This window comes from Lysinibacillus sp. PWR01 (assembly GCF_043359455.1).
GTDB classification, from domain to species: domain Bacteria; phylum Bacillota; class Bacilli; order Bacillales_A; family Planococcaceae; genus Lysinibacillus; species Lysinibacillus fusiformis_F.
In genome coordinates this window covers 74,273-91,611 of record NZ_JBHERJ010000021.1, presented here as the reverse complement: position 1 = coordinate 91,611, position 17,339 = coordinate 74,273, and the positions used below count along the sequence as shown (strand labels likewise).

Below are 17,339 nucleotides of genomic sequence, written 5' to 3'. Positions count from 1 at the left end.
GCAATTATTTATAAAAAAAGAATGGTCGATTAAATTATTACAGGTAAGAAACCATACTAAAACTTATTAAATAAAACTATAATAGAGGTATAATTATATGGTTAATATTAGGTCTTATTGCAATAGTAGCAACTTTTATAAATCTTTATATGTATACAACAGGTAAAAATTATAAACTTGCGATGGCAATGGGGTTATCATTTACAGCATTACACTTTGTTCAGAATATAGTCTTGTATCTCAGTGGGTAAAAGTGGAAGATTGGGCAGCTTTAGAAGATGCAGTACCTAGTATGGAAAGAGCATTATAGTTTTTTCACAAATTTTTCTATCTTACTAAAGATAGCACCCATACCTTTAGAACTAAATAATAAAAAATAATTACTTATTCGGGTTCATACGGATTTACAACGGTAAGCAACATAAAGTACCCAACCAACGCTTTGGGTGCTTTTTTTCCTTCAACTAATAGCGCAGATTAATTGAAAAACGGAATATTTGAATCTAAAACAGATTTTGACCGTATACATAATATTATGACTATTTGGAGGTATATTATGGTTAACTCTTATAAGATAGCTATTATCGGTGGGACAGGGAAAGTAGGACGTCATATTGCTTCTAGAGCGTTAGAAAATGGGTATCAAGTCCGTATGTTAGTTAGAAATCCAGAAAATTTAACTTTCAGAGACAGTAGGATTGAAGTAGTAGAAGGAAATGTACAAAATCCTGAAGATATTCGAAAGCTACTAAAAGATTGTCAGATAGTTATAAATACTTTTGGTCAACCAATCAAAGAGAAACCGATTTATAGCAGTGTAACTGAAAATATACTTGAAGTAATGACTGATTTACAAATTGGTCGTTATATTAGTGTTACGGGTGCGTCTCTAACTATTAGTGGGGATAAAAAGAGCATTGTAAATAGAGTTGGTGCAAAGTTGTTTGAACTTATCTACTCTAATATGATGATAGATAAGAAAAAAGAATGGCATATTCTTAACAAGAACAAACTAATTAATTGGACTTTAATTAGGCTTCCATTTATAGTTGATGGCGCAGAAATAGGAAGCATAAAAGAAAGTTTAATAAATATGCCTGGTACAAAAATAACTAATCAAGATATAGCGACTTTTATTATTAACCAAATTGAAAATCTAAAGTATGTACAAAAAGCACCATTCATCTCAAATTAATATAAAGCCTCCTTTTCAACGGGAGCTTTAGTGCAACAAGGATTTATAACGTATACATAATAATTCAAAATAACGTTCCCAAGTAAAAATTTGAACACGCCAAAAAAAGCCACGAATGTTGTACCATCAACGTTCGTGCCTTTCCTTGTGAACATTATTTATACATGCTTTTATGCACGTTCTACTAAATTAGGCCATAGCAATGCTTTAGTGGTATTTGGAACACTGCTGCACTATCGACTTTAATAAATAAAATTATGCATATTTCTTAACGTTGTAAATCCGCATTTTTCTGACGCTAACTCTTGCAAAAGGATTCTAGTGCATTTAGTACATATAAGATTAAAGACCATTCTTTTCTACCTATAATAATTCCTTTTCCAGCTTTTCAATCTCTTTTAGCGTATCTGCGTACCATACACCGACAAATCTAGAAGCTACGGGCTCCTCAAAATAATCTCCATCATAGAAAGATAAGGGAAATAACATTCCCTGTTCTATAAATTTTTTGATTGTTTGATAGAAGTAATCATTCTGTTGTGGGCTTTGTGCTGAATAGGAGCTAAATTTATTGATGGGCTTTCCTAAAGCCTCATGAAACATCAGCATAGAGGTTGAACCATTTTGACGGAAATTTAAGTCTATCGCTTGAACATCACCAGCTTCAGTGACAATTAAATCAAAGCCTGCCACACCAACAAAGCCCTCCTCAACACCGCGTTCCATAATATGTTTTCCTACTTCAATTACTTTTTCGGGTACTTTATCTACAATGATATTCCCCTCGTAAATGCCGTTGTCATCCGTAATTTGCTGGGAAGCTCCTAAGTATTGAATGCCAAGCTCCTCCGAGTAAACAAATTGACAACTATAGTTGTCCTTTGTCTGTAAAAGCTCCTCAATGATTATACTTTCAGTTCCCGTCATCCGAAATTGACGTAAACCTTCTGTCAGTTCCTCTTTGTTATGACAAATGGTTACGCCATATCCTCCCGATGTTGGAGAATCATCGCCAGGCTTTAGTACTACAGGTGGCTGCCAATTTTTAATGGCATCTGAAAGTCTATACGTCTCCACATTTAGACGACTTGGCACAAATTTGCTATCGATTAAATGATCGATATATGCTTTTGTATTCAACTCATTAAATTTCTCTGCATCCATCCAATAACATTGACGATCCATATGCTCCAGGTCATGTATATATTGGCATACAATGGTCTTCCCTTCCTCACACCAAGCTTGGATCAGTGCCAGATATTCCTCCTGTGTCTCATAGCTATAGGGCTGTTCAATCCATGGTAATCCTGCTAGTTGATGAAACTCTTGGGCTTTTTCTGTTTGTGTGGCTCGATGTACTAGCACCGGGATATCAGCAATAGCAACTTCTCTTGAGGTTAAAGCATCCAGCTTATGAGGATCATCCATCATCCACGGATTATCACTATACGGTGTTCTTGGTGTGTACACAGCATTATCGCCATAAATTTGTCTTAAAGTATATTTTGGTTTCAAGTAGATTACCCTCTTTCAATTTTTCGGTACTCTACTCTACCCTTCCCTTTATTTTTTGACACTTTTTATAAGAAAAAACGGTTTTATGAATTAAATAAATACCATTTTATACCTATAACTATCCGAATTGCACTAAGAGCTTTTCTAAATGTTTTTTCACCTGTGGCCATTCTTCAATTGTAATACTATACATAACGGTATGCCTTGTTGTACCATCCTTGCGAATCATATGATTACGCAATATCCCCTCTTTTGTGGCACCAATTCGCTCAATTGCCTTTTGGGAACGGATATTATCATGATCCGTTTTTATTTGAACGCGTTGTAAATGAAGGTGCTCAAAACAGTGTTGTAAGAGCAAATACTTACAGTTAGTATTAATAGCTGTACGCCAGTATGCGGGTGTTAGCCATGTATAGCCAATTTCTAATCGCTGATGCTTGTCATCAATATCCATAAAACGAGTAGAACCAATAATGTCCCCTGATTGTTTATCCACAATCACAAATGGAAATTCTGTTTTTTCGTCTTTGGCTCTTAATGCGTTTTCCACAAAGTTATTCACATCCTCCTTTTTTTCTATCGTTGTGGACATATGTGACCAAATTTCTGGATAACTCCCTGTCTCTAAAATTTCTGGTAAATCGCTCAATTCTAAAGGTTTTAGTTTAACCACTTCATTTTCTAATGTTATAAATTCCATTACACTTCACTCCTTTTTTACTTATTTAACGGTAAAATTGATATGATAGATATAACCAATTACTAAAAAATCAACCATACCAAAGGAGGCATCTATGTGGAGCTAGCCATTATATTTAGAGGGGATTTGGCGAAATACATTCAAATCTATGAAGAAATAAAGCATGCTATTATCACTAAAAAATTACTTGCTCACGAACAATTGCCTTCTAAGCGAGCTCTCGCCCTAACATTGGATGTGAGTGTACACACTATAAAAGAAGCCTATGAGCAATTACTTGCAGAAGGCTATATTTATAGCAAAGAGCGATCTGGCTATTTTATTGCTCCCTTTGAATTTGATTGGCTACAGCAAGTACCCCAGCATGTGTCTGCTACAAGTAATAGTATCCCTAACAATATACAATTTGATTTTACTAATGGGCATGTGGATAACGAGGCTTTTCCCTATACTGCTTGGCACAAGCTTATAAAAAAGCATTTTAATAGTAACAACTTATCAACAAGCCCTTGGGCAGGAGAGACGATTTTACGCACAGAGATTGCTCGCTATGTAGAACGTTCTCGTGGGGTTAGTTGTGATGCTTCACAGGTATTTGTTTATAGTGGTACACAAAGCCAGCTTCAGGCTCTTTGTCATTTTCTTGGTCCAGCGACACGTGTTGGATTAGAGGAGCCAGGCTTTAAACGAGTACGTGCCGTTTTTCAGCAATGTGGATTGTCCACAGAGGCGATACCTGTGGATTATTCAGGAATTACCCTACCTCGAAAAATAATTCACATGTTATACACAACACCCGCTCATCAATTTCCTTTAGGCATGATTATGACCATGGAAAGAAGAGCAGCATTGTTACAATGGGCCAACTTGAACGAGGCTCTTATTATAGAAGATGATTATGATTCCGAATTTCGTTATAAGGGGCTGCCAATTCCCTCTTTAGCCAAAATGGATCAGCTTCAGCATGTCATTTATTTCGGAACATTCTCGAAAACATTGCTTCCATCATTACGCATTAGTTATATGATCCTACCAAAGTCTCTAGTAGTGCCGTTTATGACTTTTCATGATGAGCAAAAATCAGTTGTCTCCAAAGTAGACCAGCTTGTCTTGGCGGACTTTCTTGCACAAGGTCTATTCGATAAGCATTTAGCAAAAATGCGAACAATCTATCGTAAAAAGCAGCAAGCATTATTGACCGCCATCTCTACACATTTTTCAAATGAATTTCAAGTAATCGGTGAAAAATCTGGACTACATATTGTCATCAAGCTACCCCAACATCTCAACGAGAGTAGAGCGATTCAGCTTGCTCAAGAGGTAGGAGTTCAAGTCTATCCATGCTCTACCTCCTATCAGGATGGTACGAATGAAACGATGGTCATTATAGGATATGGTGGACTGACGCTTCAGCAAATAAATGAAGGAATTGCACTCCTTGCGTCCGTTTGGCAATAGCATGTGATTCATTAGTTTGTCGAAATCTCATTTAATAAAGCGAAACTTTATATAGTATTTTTCGTATTTAAAGTTAAATGGACACATAAGGGGATAAGACAATCATGGAGAACCGAGAGTTATTAGAGCAGCATTTACAAGAGATTCAAGTGTGGGAAAAAGATCAAAAGGATTTATGGTTTTGGGAGAAACTAGGGAGAATACCATTTAAATTATTAGATAAAGTGACACCCGCCTTTCTTCAAAATAAAATTGCTTTATTGGTCGATGAACTAGGCAATTATATTCAGTCAGGTGGAAAGTATTTAATCAATGAACAAGCCATGATACAAAAAATCCGTGACTATTCTTCCACACAGCATATTTTAACTATATCTGATATTGGTCAGATTCCTTTAGAGGACATGATCACTCTCAGTGATAAATTACAAAATGACCGTGTAAAATTTGCTACTGTACAAGGAGCCTCTACTGGCTTTGGTGGCATCTTTACTTTAGCTATTGATATTCCAATGATTTTAGGAACTGCACTCAAAACATTGCAAGAAATAGCGATCATTCATGGCTATGATCCGAATGATAAAATGGAACGTATTTTTATTGTAAAATGTCTACAATTTACTTCTGCTGATATTGTTGGTAAAGAAGCAATCCTACAGGAGCTTTCTACTATGAACAGCTCGAAAAAGGCTTCAGATAATATGATTTCTCAGCTTCAAGGATGGCAGGAAGTATTTTACACGTATCGAGATCAACTAGGCTGGAAAAAGCTGTTTCAAATGATTCCTATTGCAGGGATGGTTTTTGGAGCCTATGCCAATAAAGGCATGATTCAGGATGTAGCCGAAACTGGTACGATGCTGTACCGAAAAAGACGTATTTATGAAAAGCTTACTGAACTAGATCGCTGATAGACGTTGAAAAGATGACACCCATTTTGGAGCGTCATCTTTTTGTATTTTTATATTTTAATAAGTATTTTCCCTTGATGCTGGCGACTTTCCATAAATTCATGGGCCTTTTGCATTTCCTCTAAGGGAAATATTTTAGCAATTGGCACCTGGAAACTATCATCTTTTAACAAAGAAAAAATATCCTGTGCAACCTGCTGTAACAGTTCTGGCTTCAAAGCTCTTGTCGTACCTAAGCTAAATCCTTTTATATTGCGGCAGCTACTGTGTAAATCTGATGTTTTTATATTGCCTGCTCTGCCTCCACTATTTCCGAATTGGACAAGCGTGCCATAAGGTGCTAAACAAGTTAAACTTTCCTCTGTGACAGCTTCTGCAATGGAATCATACACGATATCAACGCCACGACCCTTTGTTAGTTCATTGACATGTGTACTGAATTGATCATATGTAAGCACGTGATCTGCGCCGAGCTGATAAACGATTGAGGCCTTCTCCAAACTACTCACCGTACCAATAATCAGTTTAGCTCCTAGCCTTTTTGCCATTTGGATAAGCATTGTCCCGACTCCACCAGAAGCAGCATGAATTAAGACGGCATCCTGCTGACCAATTGCTGCTATTTGATGTGTTAACATATACGATAAAAATGAAACAGTTGGTACAGCTGCCACCTTCTCGATTGGTACATCACTAGGAACTTTAAAAACCAGTTGTTCCTTTGCTACAACAAATTCTGCATAAGCACCGTTTTTCGGGAAGGCGATAACTTGGTCACCCTTTTGAAAGCCACTGTTATCATTAAAAACTTCTTCTATCACCCCTGCAACATCTAAACCAAGAACCATCGGAAATTTTGCTTTAGCTTTATTACCTGTACGGTTTTTAATATCTGCAAAATTGACGCTTGTATAGGTTGTTCGTATTAAGATTTCACCCTCAGAAATAGTAGGCTTTGGACAATCAATAGATGTTAAAACATTAGGTGCACCAAACTCATTGATAATAATAGCCTTCATAAATTTCTCCCCCTTTGTTATAGTACAATTATAAACTATTGTTACTATAAATGGAGGAATCTTCATGAAAATCAAACCTAAGCACGCCATGTATAACGGTATATCCTACAACTTTTTTGATAGAAAAAGCGATAAGGTATGTTTTATGCTCTCTGGCACAGGCTATACCTATGATAAACCTATACTTTATTATTCTACGGCATTAATGCTAGAACTTGACTATGATGTCATTCAAATCAATTATACGTTTGAGCAGCAGCAATTCGAACAGGACTCACAAGCCATATCAAAAATGGTCTATCATGTTGCCAACCCTATTGTAGAAAACAGCTTGCAATCAAAACCTTATAGAGAAGTCGTCTATCTAGGAAAATCTTTAGGTACTATGCCTATTATCGACTTTTATATGCAGCAGACTCCTTTTATTCCTGCTCGTTATATTCTCTTCACCCCATTACTATCTCTTCAACATACAATGGCAAATCTATTAGACAAACATGCATTTTTGGCAATCGGTACTGCGGATCCTTATTATTCACAGGAAAAACTGGCGCAACTTACTACTCTTCAGCTTGCTATTATTGAGGACCTCGATCACTCCCTTGAAATTCCTTTGAATGTTGATTTATCCATACAGCACTGCCAATCGCTGATGACACAATTAAAAATCTTTTTACAAAATTATTAGTAATATTTTTATAGTACTATTTACCAGAATCATGTACATATGCTACACTAGCAAAAATACATTGAAGAGAAGAGTAAATAAGGCTGTTCTTCCCAGAGAGCTCGGATTGCTGAAAACGAGTAAGAACGAATTATTGAAACAAGTCTCGGAGTAGCGCATTGGATTTTGTTTGAATGATGGTGCGACGGGAACTCCCGTTATAGAGTTACAGTATAAGCATAGGCACTATGCCGTACTGAAAGGCTATTATGGTGACATAATAGTGAACTAGGGTGGCACCACGTGAGTATATAAATTCCACAATCTCGTCCCTAAGACTAATCGTCTTGGGGGTGGGATTTTTTATTTTGCAAATCATCATTTTGCTTAAGGAGGAATTTATATGAAAAAATCTTTTGAGAACTGGCGGTATCCTGCCATTCTATTATGTAGTATTGGTGTTTCCAGTATTGGTGGATGGATCTATTTTATTGCCTTAAATCTTCTTGTATTAAATCTTACACAATCTGCTCTGGCTGTTTCTGGCTTGTATATAGTAAGAGCAATCTCATCCTTGTTCACTAATTTTTGGTCAGGAAGCCTAATCGATCGTTTTAATAAGAAAAAGCTAATGATTATTTTAAATATTTTTCAATCTATACTCATTGTCATACTCCCCTTCTTTTCTAGCCTAGTGTGGATGTATGTCTTTGTCTTTATCATTACAGTTGCTAGCTCTATGTATCATCCAACATCTATGACTTACATCACTAAGTTAATACCTATCGAACAAAGGAAACGTTTTAATTCATTACGCAGCTTGCTCGACTCTGGTGCATTTCTAACTGGACCAGCTATTGCAGGCTTGCTATTTACAGTCGGAACACCTCATATGGCTATATATTTAAACGCGATTGCTTTATTTCTATCAGCCTGTATAACGTTCAAAATGCCCAATGTTGAAGCCTTTGAAAAGTTTGATCGTAATACCGAAAAAACATCGCTTTATCGCGTATTGCTTCAAGATTGGCAAATGGTCATACGCTTTAGCTTAAAAAATTCCTATGTAATGGTCATTTATTTATTGTTTAGCATCACTATTGTCTTGATGACAGCTACTGATTCTTTAGAGGCTGCCTTTGCAACACAAATATTAGCTTTATCTGAAGGAGAATATGGTATTTTAGTCAGTATTGCGGGAGTGGGTGTATTAATTGGCTCGCTAACTAATTCCGTTATTGTTGAAAAAATACCAACTTCTTGGTTAATAGGTATGGGATCTCTCATAACAGCATTAGGTTATTTAATATTTACATCATCATTTTCTTTTTTTATAGCTGCTTTAGGTTGCTTTGTCTTATCCTTTGCAACCGCCTTTGCGAATACAGGATTTTATACATTTTATCAAAATAATATCCCCTCTAAGAGCATGGGTCGAATAGGAAGTATTTATGGATTTTTTGAAGCCCTTTTTATTATTATACTTACTGCTATTTTTGGGATTTTTGCTGAATGGATAACAATACGCTCCGTTGTCGTTAGTGCATCCTTTATGATGTTGGTTGTAGCTGTTATTCTACTATTGCTAAATGTAAAACCTACGAAAGGTCACTATTATCAAAGGATTGTGAATAGCAGGCAACAATAATTGAAAAACTAAAGTAACCCCTTTTCATGAAAAAAATTAACCATCTAACGTCAACATAATATTGACACTAGATGGTTTTTATTTAAGGAAGAAATTATTATATATACCCTAATTCATAGGATAGCTGCTGTGCTGTTTTAATGACTTCCTGTGTTATACTCTCTAATTTTTCCTCATCTGTATCATATTCAAAGCACTCTGCACTAATGGCCGCAATTATTTGTTTATTTGAATCAAATATAGGGGCTGCTATAGATACTGTCCCCTTTGTTTTTTCTCCAATGCTTATGGCAAAGCCTTTTTCTCTCACACCATTGAGGTTCTCAATCAATTTTTCTTTCTCTGGCTCCTCAAGTTGTTTCAAAAATTGTTCCTGTACATCGCTTTTAGAAAACGCAAGCAACACTTTATTAGGAGCTCCGATAGGATAAGGGATTTTTTCGCCAATCATATCAATAATACGGACATTTTTAGGACTATCAATTCGATCAATAATAATGGATGCAAACTGTTTGGCGATACTTAAATAGATTGTTTCGCGAACATTATATGCAAGGTTTTCTAACAGAGGATGCGCTTTTTCTCTAATATCCGTCTCGTGATACATTTTCATGCCAAGTTGCAACCATGTATAGCCCAGTCGAAATTCCTTTTTATTCTCATTTCTCTCTACTAAATCAAAACTTTCTAATGTATATAATAATCTGTAAATTGTGCTCGTTGGCAAGTCTGTTTCATTAAAAATTTCCTGCACAGTAAAAAAACGTTTCGGATGCTTCGCCAGTATATTTATAACTAACATAGCTCTTTCGATTGATTGAATCATTACAATTACTCCCTTTCATTTCCCCATATGATCACTATCTTAAGGTTTTTATAGATCCAGTTAGCACTAAGTGGAATCATTATGAAAATAATATTCATGCAACTTATCAAATTTTTATGTACCCTCAAATTTTTACATGTAGCCCCTACTTTTGAATGTAGTTTCATTTTATTTTAACTAATTTTTATGCATATAAATAGATGCTACATGAAATATATACATAGTTCCACTTAATTAGTAAGGAAAATTACGAGTATTCACAAAAATTAAAATTGACAATTTGTTGTTTTCCATTTACGATGAATTTATATTCCACTATGTAGATTTAATTTCATATAGTGAAAAATAAATGACAATAAAAATATTTAATTCCCTTCTAATTTTCTATTTATATCATCTTGAAAATAAAACATTTTACTATAAAAGGAGAAAAAATAATGAATACTTTTATGTGGGATACACCCGAAAAACTACGTGCCCTCTTATGTGAACTTGTGAGCTGGGAAAGCAGAACATTAACGAAGGGTGAAAATGAATTTGCCTTTCGCTTAAAAGATAAATTGTTAACGCTTCCATATTTTGATAAACATCCGGAATTGATTGAATTACATGATGCAGGACTTGGCAGAAACGCGGTTACAGCCTTCTATAAGCATCCAACGGCAACGGAAACGGTTGTATTAATTAGCCACTTTGATACCGTACATACGGAGGAATATGGCGAACTAGAGCCGTTAGCCTTTTATCCGGAAGAACTAACGAAAAAGCTACTGGAGCCTAAATACCTAAAAGACTTACCAGAGGCAGCTCGCATTGATTTGGAGTCAGGGAATTATTTATTTGGTCGCGGCACAATGGATATGAAAATGGGTCTTGCCTTACACATGCAGTTAATTGAAAAGGCAAGCTTTGAGCAATGGCCGATTAATTTGATTTTAACAACTGTTCCTGATGAGGAAGTCAACTCTGCTGGTATGAGAGCGGCTGTTGTGGAACTGGTGAGACTGCGTGAACAGCATGGTTTATCCTATCAATTATTTTTAAATAGTGAGCCTTCCTTTTCACAAGGGCCATCGGATACGAATGAATATATTTATTCAGGCACAATTGGTAAAATCATGCCTGCTGCCTTGTTCTATGGAAAAGAGACACATGTGGGTGAACCATTAAAAGGGATGACGGCTACCTTTATCGCCTCCTATATGACACAGCATATGGAGTGGAATCCGCTTTTCCGTGAAACAGATTTAGGTGAAAGCACGCCACTACCCGTCTCTCTACAATTAAAAGATTTAAAAATGGAGTATTCTACACAAACACCATATCGTGCGGCGGCACTTTACAATGTCTTCTTGTTAAAACGGACAGCGGCTGAAGTGATGGCTATTTTTGAGGAAGTTGCATTACAGGCTATGGCTGCTTGCAATGCGCACTATCAGGACATTTGTACACGAGAAAATGTGCAGGGTGTGGGCAAAGTAAAGGTCTTACGCTACGAGGCATTATTGGAGCACGCCATCGATAAATTAGGCGCTGAGGAAGTACAAGCGATTAAGCAGCAGGTTCTGCAACATAGTGCATGGGATGATCGTGAAAAATCCATTCGCATTGTGGATCAGCTCATGATTCGCTGTCAGGAATTAGCACCTGCCACAGTTCTGTTATATGCGCCACCTTACTACCCAGCCATTAATTCATCCAATCATCCATTAGTGAAACAGTCGATTGAATTAATGAAGCAAACAGCTCGGACATTCGATATTGAGGTGGAGCAGATTCACTACTTTAACGGAATTTGTGATTTAAGCTATGTCAACTATTCAGATGCATCCAATGAATGGCTAGCATTTGAGCGGAACACACCAGTATGGGGCGATACGTATCATATTCCATTTAAAGAAATGGCGGCATTACAAGGTCCTGTATTAAATGTCGGTCCATTTGGTAAGGATGCCCATCAAAAAACAGAACGATTGCATGTGGATAGTGCGTTTAAAGAAATGCCTGTCATGATTGATACATTGATTAAAAGTTTATTTTAAGTAAAGAGGAGCTTCATGCAAAAATTGCTTTCACATCCTCCCATCTGAATTGTTACCTACTAATCTAGGATGAACAAAACAGAATTGAAAGAGGTTTTATATGGCGTAATGCTATAGCTTATCTTTGTTTAGGACTGGTGCTACCTATATCGAGTCAGCGTTAGCACAGGTTTAATCGCAGGAACGTTTTGTGGAAGACCGCGACTGGTGTTCGAGCCTTTGAAAGATGCGGTATGAAAGATGTAATTGTGGAATGAAATGACTGAAGTTGGCGATTTGAAATAATTAAATGAACCCTGTAGTAGTCACTAAGAAGTTGAGGAGGTGCTATGCAGGGTTCTTGCTTTTTTAAACTTCCATTGAATGAAGTTAGATTATTTATCTTTCTGTTGGGAAATGTTTTACTTGATCGACTGCCTCTAATAATTTTTTCGTCACAATTTCTGATTCATCAATATGGCTTGTTAGTACGCGATTTGTTTCATCAAATAAGGCAGTAGTCGTATTAAATTTATGCATAACATCTTCGTTTGATAGCTTTTGATCTTTGATTGAAGCTAATAGCTCATTAATTCCCGTTTGAACATTCGTCATAATGTGCAGTAATTGATCAATTTTTACTGAGGTTTTAGCGCTTTTGTCAATACCTTCCGTGACAAGCTGCATGTTATTTTTATTATCCTCGTAAGCAAGTCCAATTTGTTCTTCAATTTTCTTTGTTAAATTAGCAATATCTTCTGTGCTAGTTTTCGTGTTTTCAGCTAGTTTGCGAACTTCCTCAGCAACAACTGAAAAGCCCTTACCATGCTCCCCAGCTCTTGCTGCCTCAATAGATGCATTCAAAGCTAGTAAATTTGTTTGATTTGAAATTTCTCCAATAACATTTACAATTTCTGCTATTTGCTTTGAGCGCTCACTTAAATTACTCATGCTTAAAGATGTTTTTTGAGACTGCTCTCCTAACGCATCAATCAGCTGTTCTACCTCCTGGACAGCCTGCTTGCTTTCAACCGATAACGTCATCATTTGATCCGAGGAAGAAATTAATAAATTGCCTTTATCAAGCGCATTTTCAGAAATTTTATTGGATTGAATAGTGCTATCCTCAACTTTATTAAACTCTCCTACAATATCGGCGACCATTTCTCCTAAAATAGTATGCTGATCATTTACCTTGTTATGTTGTTCAATCGTTTCAATGATATCCTTATGTAACTCATTTAAAAAAATTTGAAATTCATGATCTTTCTTGTCCAGCTTTGCATTTAGTTCATCAATTTTAGCCTTAAATTGCTCTATATCTACTTTTTTTGATTGAAACATTGTTAACACAGCCATCACCTCAGAAAATAGAATATTGAATATGTAATTATTTTACTGGATTTAAAGTGATTAATATACATTTTTAGAAAAAAACACTCACTACTAGCAGCTTCATATCGTGATAGTAGTGAGTGTGATGTTTTTAATAGGCTAAACCGAATAAAGCTTTAATATGTGTTAGGTAACGAATATTAGAAGCTTCTTTCATTAATGTTGCAGGAAGGCCTTTAAGCTCTGTGTTGCTCGCACCTATTGTAGCAACAGCATCTTTACGACCTAAGCTTGCAAGTGTACCAGAGTTTACAGCTGAGAATGATTGCATGTCTTGGTTTTTGTATTGTGCAAATACATTATAACCAGCACATTCACCCATTTGCCATGCAACTTGTGCTGTTGGAGCGTATAGTGGACGACCTCCATCAGCTGGTAGTGCAACAGATGCGTCACCAATAACAAATACATCTTCGTGAGATGTAGATTGTAAGAATTCATTAATCGTTGCTTTACCACGATCAGCTGCTAGACCTGATTCGCCTACGATTGGAAGTGGAGCTACCCCACCTGTCCAAACAAGTGTATTTGCAACAATTGGTTCACGATCTTTTAAAGAAATAACGTTGCCGTCAACACCTGTTACTGGTGTACCTGTAATAAATTCTACACCACGTTTTGCTAAGCTTTCAGTAGCACGTTGGATAAGTGTATCCGGAAGCACTGGCAAGATTTTTGGACCAGCTTCAACAAGTTTAATTTTAAGATCAGCAAAATTAACACCGTGTTTTGCAGCGATTTTCGGGAAGTTGTCCACGATTTCACCAACAAGCTCAACACCTGTTAAACCGCCACCGCCAATAACGATTGTTGCATCTGCTTCATCTTTAGATTGTGCATATGCTTTAATGCGGTCTTCAATATGTTTGTTAATTTTATTGGCATCATTTACTGATTTAAGAACCATAGAGTTTTCTTCTAATCCTGGGATACCAAAGAACCCAGTTTGGCTACCTAAAGATACTACAAGTGTATCGTAAGTTAATGTATAGCCATTATCTAGATCAACTTTTTTATTATCCACATTGAATTTTGATACTTTTGCAATGTGTAGGTCGATATCTAAACCTTTAAAGATTTTTTTAAGTGGTAATGCAACAGCACCTTCTGCAATTGTACCACCTGCTAAACGGTGAAGCTCAGTGATAATTTGGTGTGTTGGGAATTGGTTTACTACAGTAATTTTTGCTTCATCAGCTGATAGATACTTACGTGCTGTTAATGCAGTTAAAACGCCAGCGTAACCTGCACCTAAGATGACGATTTCTTTTGACATGATTAATTAATCCTCCGTCCTTACGAATTGAATTTACCTTGAGTCTTATTTAGCTTTACGTTCTGAGCTTACTTGTAAGAAAGCATTAACAAAACGGAAAACATTTTGAACTTGAGGGTCTTTTAACATTTTCACAAGACCGAATAAGCCAATTACTTCATGGCTTTCAGATGCACGGTCTTTCGCTTCAATTGCAGTTGCTGCAAGGTTTTTCGCAGAGCCAACTACAGGACCAGCCATTTCTGTTACTGCTCCAACAGTATCGTTTTTAAGCACTTCATCTGTTGCAACAGCTTGAGCAAACTCGTATGATTTCGTTAATAATGTCATCATTTCAGTTAACTTCGGTAATTGCTCAACTAAAGTTGTAAGTGACTCTTGAACTTCAGGCTTTAATAATTGATCTAGTACATCTAATTGCTCTTTACTCACAGTTACTTGTTCAGCCTGTGTTTGGTTATTCGTTTCTGACATTTTGAACTCTCCTTTGCCATCACTAGTACTATTTTTTATTGCTTACATGTAAAAAAGACCATTAAGGTAAAACTTAACAGTCGTTACAGCGTATATCTTACACAATCACCAGTCACAAGGGCTGGATAGCGATTCGTATGACTTGTTATTACAATGTTTACTTTAAATCGCAAAAAGCGCATCATAATACCATCCTTATCTTGTCTTGGTGACATTACAACCTTCATTATAAGACTGTTTGTACATTATTTCAATGAGCTATATCACAATTTCGACAATCTTTTCAAAATTCATTGATTTTATTAACTATTAACTGTCTTGCTATAATAAATTTTCCAAAGCATCATAATTTTTAATGATAATTCTTTTTCCTGTCATCTCTATATACCCTTCTTTTTGGAATACAGATAAACGACGACTTAAAGTTTCTCTTGTAGTATTCAATAAGGAAGCTAAATCTTTTTTTGTTAGTGTCAATAGAAATGTGTCACTCTTGGCCAAAGTAGCTGATTTTAAAATAAAGGCAGCAAGTCTTTCACTCACCTCTTTAGAAATAGCTTCACTCAAGTGATTTTCTGTCTCCTCTAAACGTGCAGAAAGCTGGGCAAGCATATGAAACAAGGTAATAGGTGTACCCGCTAATATCTTCATAAGTTCCTCACCATCAAGCGAGCAAATTTCTGTTTTTTCCAGTGCCTCTACTGTCGATTTTTGTGGTTCATCATTAAACAAGGTAACATCACCAAAAAATTCCCCTGCTTCTAATATTCTCATGACATACTCCCGACCATCTGCAGATATATGAGAAACTTTTGCTCGTCCATGTCTTACGATAAATAATTTTTTCTTACGATCACCTGCAAGTAATATAATTTCTCCCTTATCAAAATGATGATGCGTTATAATACGTGAAATTCCCTCCATTTCATGCCCTTTTAGATTTTGAAATATCGGTACCTTTGAGAAGCAATATTGTTTTTGACAGACCATTCATATACCCCCAAATTTGATTTAGATCACATTATCAATTAATACATTACCTATATAATAATGAGAATAATAATCATTTTCAACTAAAGGAGGATTTTATAAATGAAAAAACATACCTTAAATTATGAAAAAATGCCAGGACATTGGCTGCTCGCAAACTTGGGAAAAACAGTACTTCGCCCTGGTGGCATTCAAATGACACGACAAATGCTTAAGCATCTAGCCATTACAGAACAAGACTATGTTGTAGAGTTTGCGCCTGGGCTTGGTATTACCGCAAAAATGACCTTGGAAAAAAATCCTACCTATATAGCGATTGAACGTGATGAGGAAGCTGCTACAAAAGTAAGAAGTTATTTAAATAGGGAAACTCAACGTTGTATTATTGGTAATGCTGAGCAAACTGGTTTACCAAATACTTGTGCAACTGTTGTATATGGGGAAGCCATGTTGACCATGCAATCTGCTAAACAAAAAAATGCCATTATTAGTGAGGCAAAAAGAATATTAAAGCCTGGTGGCACATATGCCATCCATGAGATGTGTTTGACCCCTTCTACTATCGCTAGTAATCAACGTGAGAATATTCGCAAAGATCTAGTCAATGCTATTAAGGTCAATGCACTACCACTAACAATGGAGGAATGGGAGGATGCTTTAAGGCAACATGGTTTTGTTATAGAGCATGTTGAAACGGCACCTATGCACCTCCTCTATCCGAAACGCTTAATTGAAGATGAGGGGTTATTTGGCGTCCTAAAAATCCTAAAAAATGTAGCAACTAATTCGCAAGCTCGGAAGCGTGTATTGTTTATGCGTAAAACGTTTATGAAGCATAACCAGAATCTGCAAGGCATCTCCATCGTTGCACGTCTGCCGCAACATGGATTATAGTTCTTTAGAATAAGCATATAAAAAGCTCCATATTGAATAGGAGCTTTTCTTTAATTTAATTTAATTACAATAACACGAACGTCTGTAATTGCTTCTAAGCTATGCTTTTCAGATGGTTTTAAGGTTAGAATAGTATCTTGTGTTAAAATTTCCTCTATACCTTCAACAAGAAAGCGAACTTCACCAAATTGAACAATAATTAGAACTTCATTGTCTGTATGATGCTCAGGAATTTCTTCACCTGCACGCAATTGAATGTTCAAAATATCTGCACCATCGATACGCCCTAATTTACCAATATGTTTTGCCTTTTCTTCTAACATTGCTTGAATTGGTATAATTGCCAT

16 protein-coding genes, 1 pseudogene and 1 other annotated feature are annotated in these 17,339 nt (G+C 36.2%); of the genes and pseudogenes, 8 read left to right on the top strand and 9 right to left on the bottom strand.

The features are described from left to right. The first annotated feature begins 95 nt into the window (after window positions 1–95). Window positions 96–380 (top strand): annotated as a pseudogene (locus tag ACEVFT_RS02775) (hypothetical protein). 176 nt (window positions 381–556) lie between these two features. Continuing rightward, window positions 557–1,195, top strand: coding sequence for an NAD(P)-dependent oxidoreductase (locus ACEVFT_RS02770; protein WP_393948024.1), 639 nt, complete (start codon window positions 557–559; stop codon window positions 1,193–1,195). Between the two features lie 363 nt (window positions 1,196–1,558). On the opposite strand, the gene ldmS is transcribed toward ACEVFT_RS02770, so the two are convergent. Next, window positions 1,559–2,710 (bottom strand): L-aspartate--L-methionine ligase LdmS, encoded by a 1,152-nt coding sequence (gene ldmS, locus ACEVFT_RS02765; protein ID WP_393948023.1) that lies wholly within the window; start codon window positions 2,708–2,710, stop codon window positions 1,559–1,561. A gap of 118 nt (window positions 2,711–2,828) precedes the next feature. Beyond that, complete coding sequence (locus ACEVFT_RS02760) at window positions 2,829–3,413, bottom strand: GNAT family N-acetyltransferase (RefSeq protein WP_393948021.1); 585 nt, start codon at window positions 3,411–3,413, stop codon at window positions 2,829–2,831. Window positions 3,414–3,509: 96 nt separating this feature from the next. On the opposite strand from ACEVFT_RS02760, the gene pdxR reads away from it, so the two are divergent. Both pdxR and ACEVFT_RS02750 read left to right on the top strand, forming a co-directional pair. After that, window positions 3,510–4,871: a MocR-like pyridoxine biosynthesis transcription factor PdxR gene (gene pdxR, locus ACEVFT_RS02755; RefSeq protein ID WP_393948020.1), complete on the top strand. Its 1,362-nt coding sequence runs from the start codon at window positions 3,510–3,512 to the stop codon at window positions 4,869–4,871. 104 nt (window positions 4,872–4,975) lie between these two features. Continuing rightward, window positions 4,976–5,782, top strand: coding sequence for an EcsC family protein (locus tag ACEVFT_RS02750; RefSeq protein ID WP_393948018.1), 807 nt, complete (start codon window positions 4,976–4,978; stop codon window positions 5,780–5,782). Between the two features lie 50 nt (window positions 5,783–5,832). Here the strand turns inward: ACEVFT_RS02750 and ACEVFT_RS02745 are convergent, their stop codons facing one another. Next, window positions 5,833–6,801: a quinone oxidoreductase family protein gene (locus tag ACEVFT_RS02745; RefSeq protein WP_393948017.1), complete on the bottom strand. Its 969-nt coding sequence runs from the start codon at window positions 6,799–6,801 to the stop codon at window positions 5,833–5,835. A 64-nt stretch (window positions 6,802–6,865) separates the two neighbouring features. On the opposite strand from ACEVFT_RS02745, the gene ACEVFT_RS02740 reads away from it, so the two are divergent. Both ACEVFT_RS02740 and ACEVFT_RS02735 read left to right on the top strand, forming a co-directional pair. Then, the gene (locus ACEVFT_RS02740) at window positions 6,866–7,489 is read left to right on the top strand and encodes a hypothetical protein (RefSeq protein WP_393948016.1); all 624 of its coding nucleotides are present in this window, start codon (window positions 6,866–6,868) and stop codon (window positions 7,487–7,489) included. Between the two features lie 52 nt (window positions 7,490–7,541). Next, window positions 7,542–7,805, top strand: a binding site (T-box leader). Between the two features lie 66 nt (window positions 7,806–7,871). Continuing rightward, window positions 7,872–9,116: an MFS transporter gene (locus tag ACEVFT_RS02735; protein WP_393948015.1), complete on the top strand. Its 1,245-nt coding sequence runs from the start codon at window positions 7,872–7,874 to the stop codon at window positions 9,114–9,116. Window positions 9,117–9,213: 97 nt separating this feature from the next. Here the strand turns inward: ACEVFT_RS02735 and ACEVFT_RS02730 are convergent, their stop codons facing one another. Beyond that, a complete protein-coding gene (locus ACEVFT_RS02730) occupies window positions 9,214–9,942 on the bottom strand; it encodes an IclR family transcriptional regulator (RefSeq protein ID WP_342442288.1) in 729 nt (242 codons plus the stop codon). A 437-nt stretch (window positions 9,943–10,379) separates the two neighbouring features. Here ACEVFT_RS02730 and ACEVFT_RS02725 point away from each other — a divergent pair, with 437 nt between their 5' ends. After that, window positions 10,380–11,984, top strand: a complete 1,605-nt coding sequence (locus ACEVFT_RS02725; RefSeq protein WP_205446560.1) for a M20/M25/M40 family metallo-hydrolase — start codon at window positions 10,380–10,382, stop codon at window positions 11,982–11,984. A 378-nt stretch (window positions 11,985–12,362) separates the two neighbouring features. On the opposite strand, the gene ACEVFT_RS02720 is transcribed toward ACEVFT_RS02725, so the two are convergent. From ACEVFT_RS02720 to ACEVFT_RS02705, 4 genes are all read right to left on the bottom strand, one after another. Then, window positions 12,363–13,322: a methyl-accepting chemotaxis protein gene (locus ACEVFT_RS02720; RefSeq protein WP_393948012.1), complete on the bottom strand. Its 960-nt coding sequence runs from the start codon at window positions 13,320–13,322 to the stop codon at window positions 12,363–12,365. 127 nt (window positions 13,323–13,449) lie between these two features. Further along, a complete protein-coding gene (locus ACEVFT_RS02715; protein ID WP_393948010.1) occupies window positions 13,450–14,634 on the bottom strand; it encodes an NAD(P)/FAD-dependent oxidoreductase in 1,185 nt (394 codons plus the stop codon). A gap of 45 nt (window positions 14,635–14,679) precedes the next feature. After that, window positions 14,680–15,108 (bottom strand): helical membrane plugin domain-containing protein, encoded by a 429-nt coding sequence (locus ACEVFT_RS02710; RefSeq protein ID WP_205446557.1) that lies wholly within the window; start codon window positions 15,106–15,108, stop codon window positions 14,680–14,682. A gap of 321 nt (window positions 15,109–15,429) precedes the next feature. Next, window positions 15,430–16,098, bottom strand: coding sequence for a Crp/Fnr family transcriptional regulator (locus ACEVFT_RS02705; protein WP_393948008.1), 669 nt, complete (start codon window positions 16,096–16,098; stop codon window positions 15,430–15,432). Window positions 16,099–16,200: 102 nt separating this feature from the next. On the opposite strand from ACEVFT_RS02705, the gene ACEVFT_RS02700 reads away from it, so the two are divergent. Continuing rightward, window positions 16,201–16,992 (top strand): methyltransferase domain-containing protein, encoded by a 792-nt coding sequence (locus tag ACEVFT_RS02700; RefSeq protein ID WP_393948007.1) that lies wholly within the window; start codon window positions 16,201–16,203, stop codon window positions 16,990–16,992. A 50-nt stretch (window positions 16,993–17,042) separates the two neighbouring features. On the opposite strand, the gene ACEVFT_RS02695 is transcribed toward ACEVFT_RS02700, so the two are convergent. Further along, on the bottom strand, window positions 17,043–17,339 hold the full coding sequence (locus ACEVFT_RS02695) for an AraC family ligand binding domain-containing protein (protein ID WP_342442282.1): 297 nt from the start codon (window positions 17,337–17,339) through the stop codon (window positions 17,043–17,045).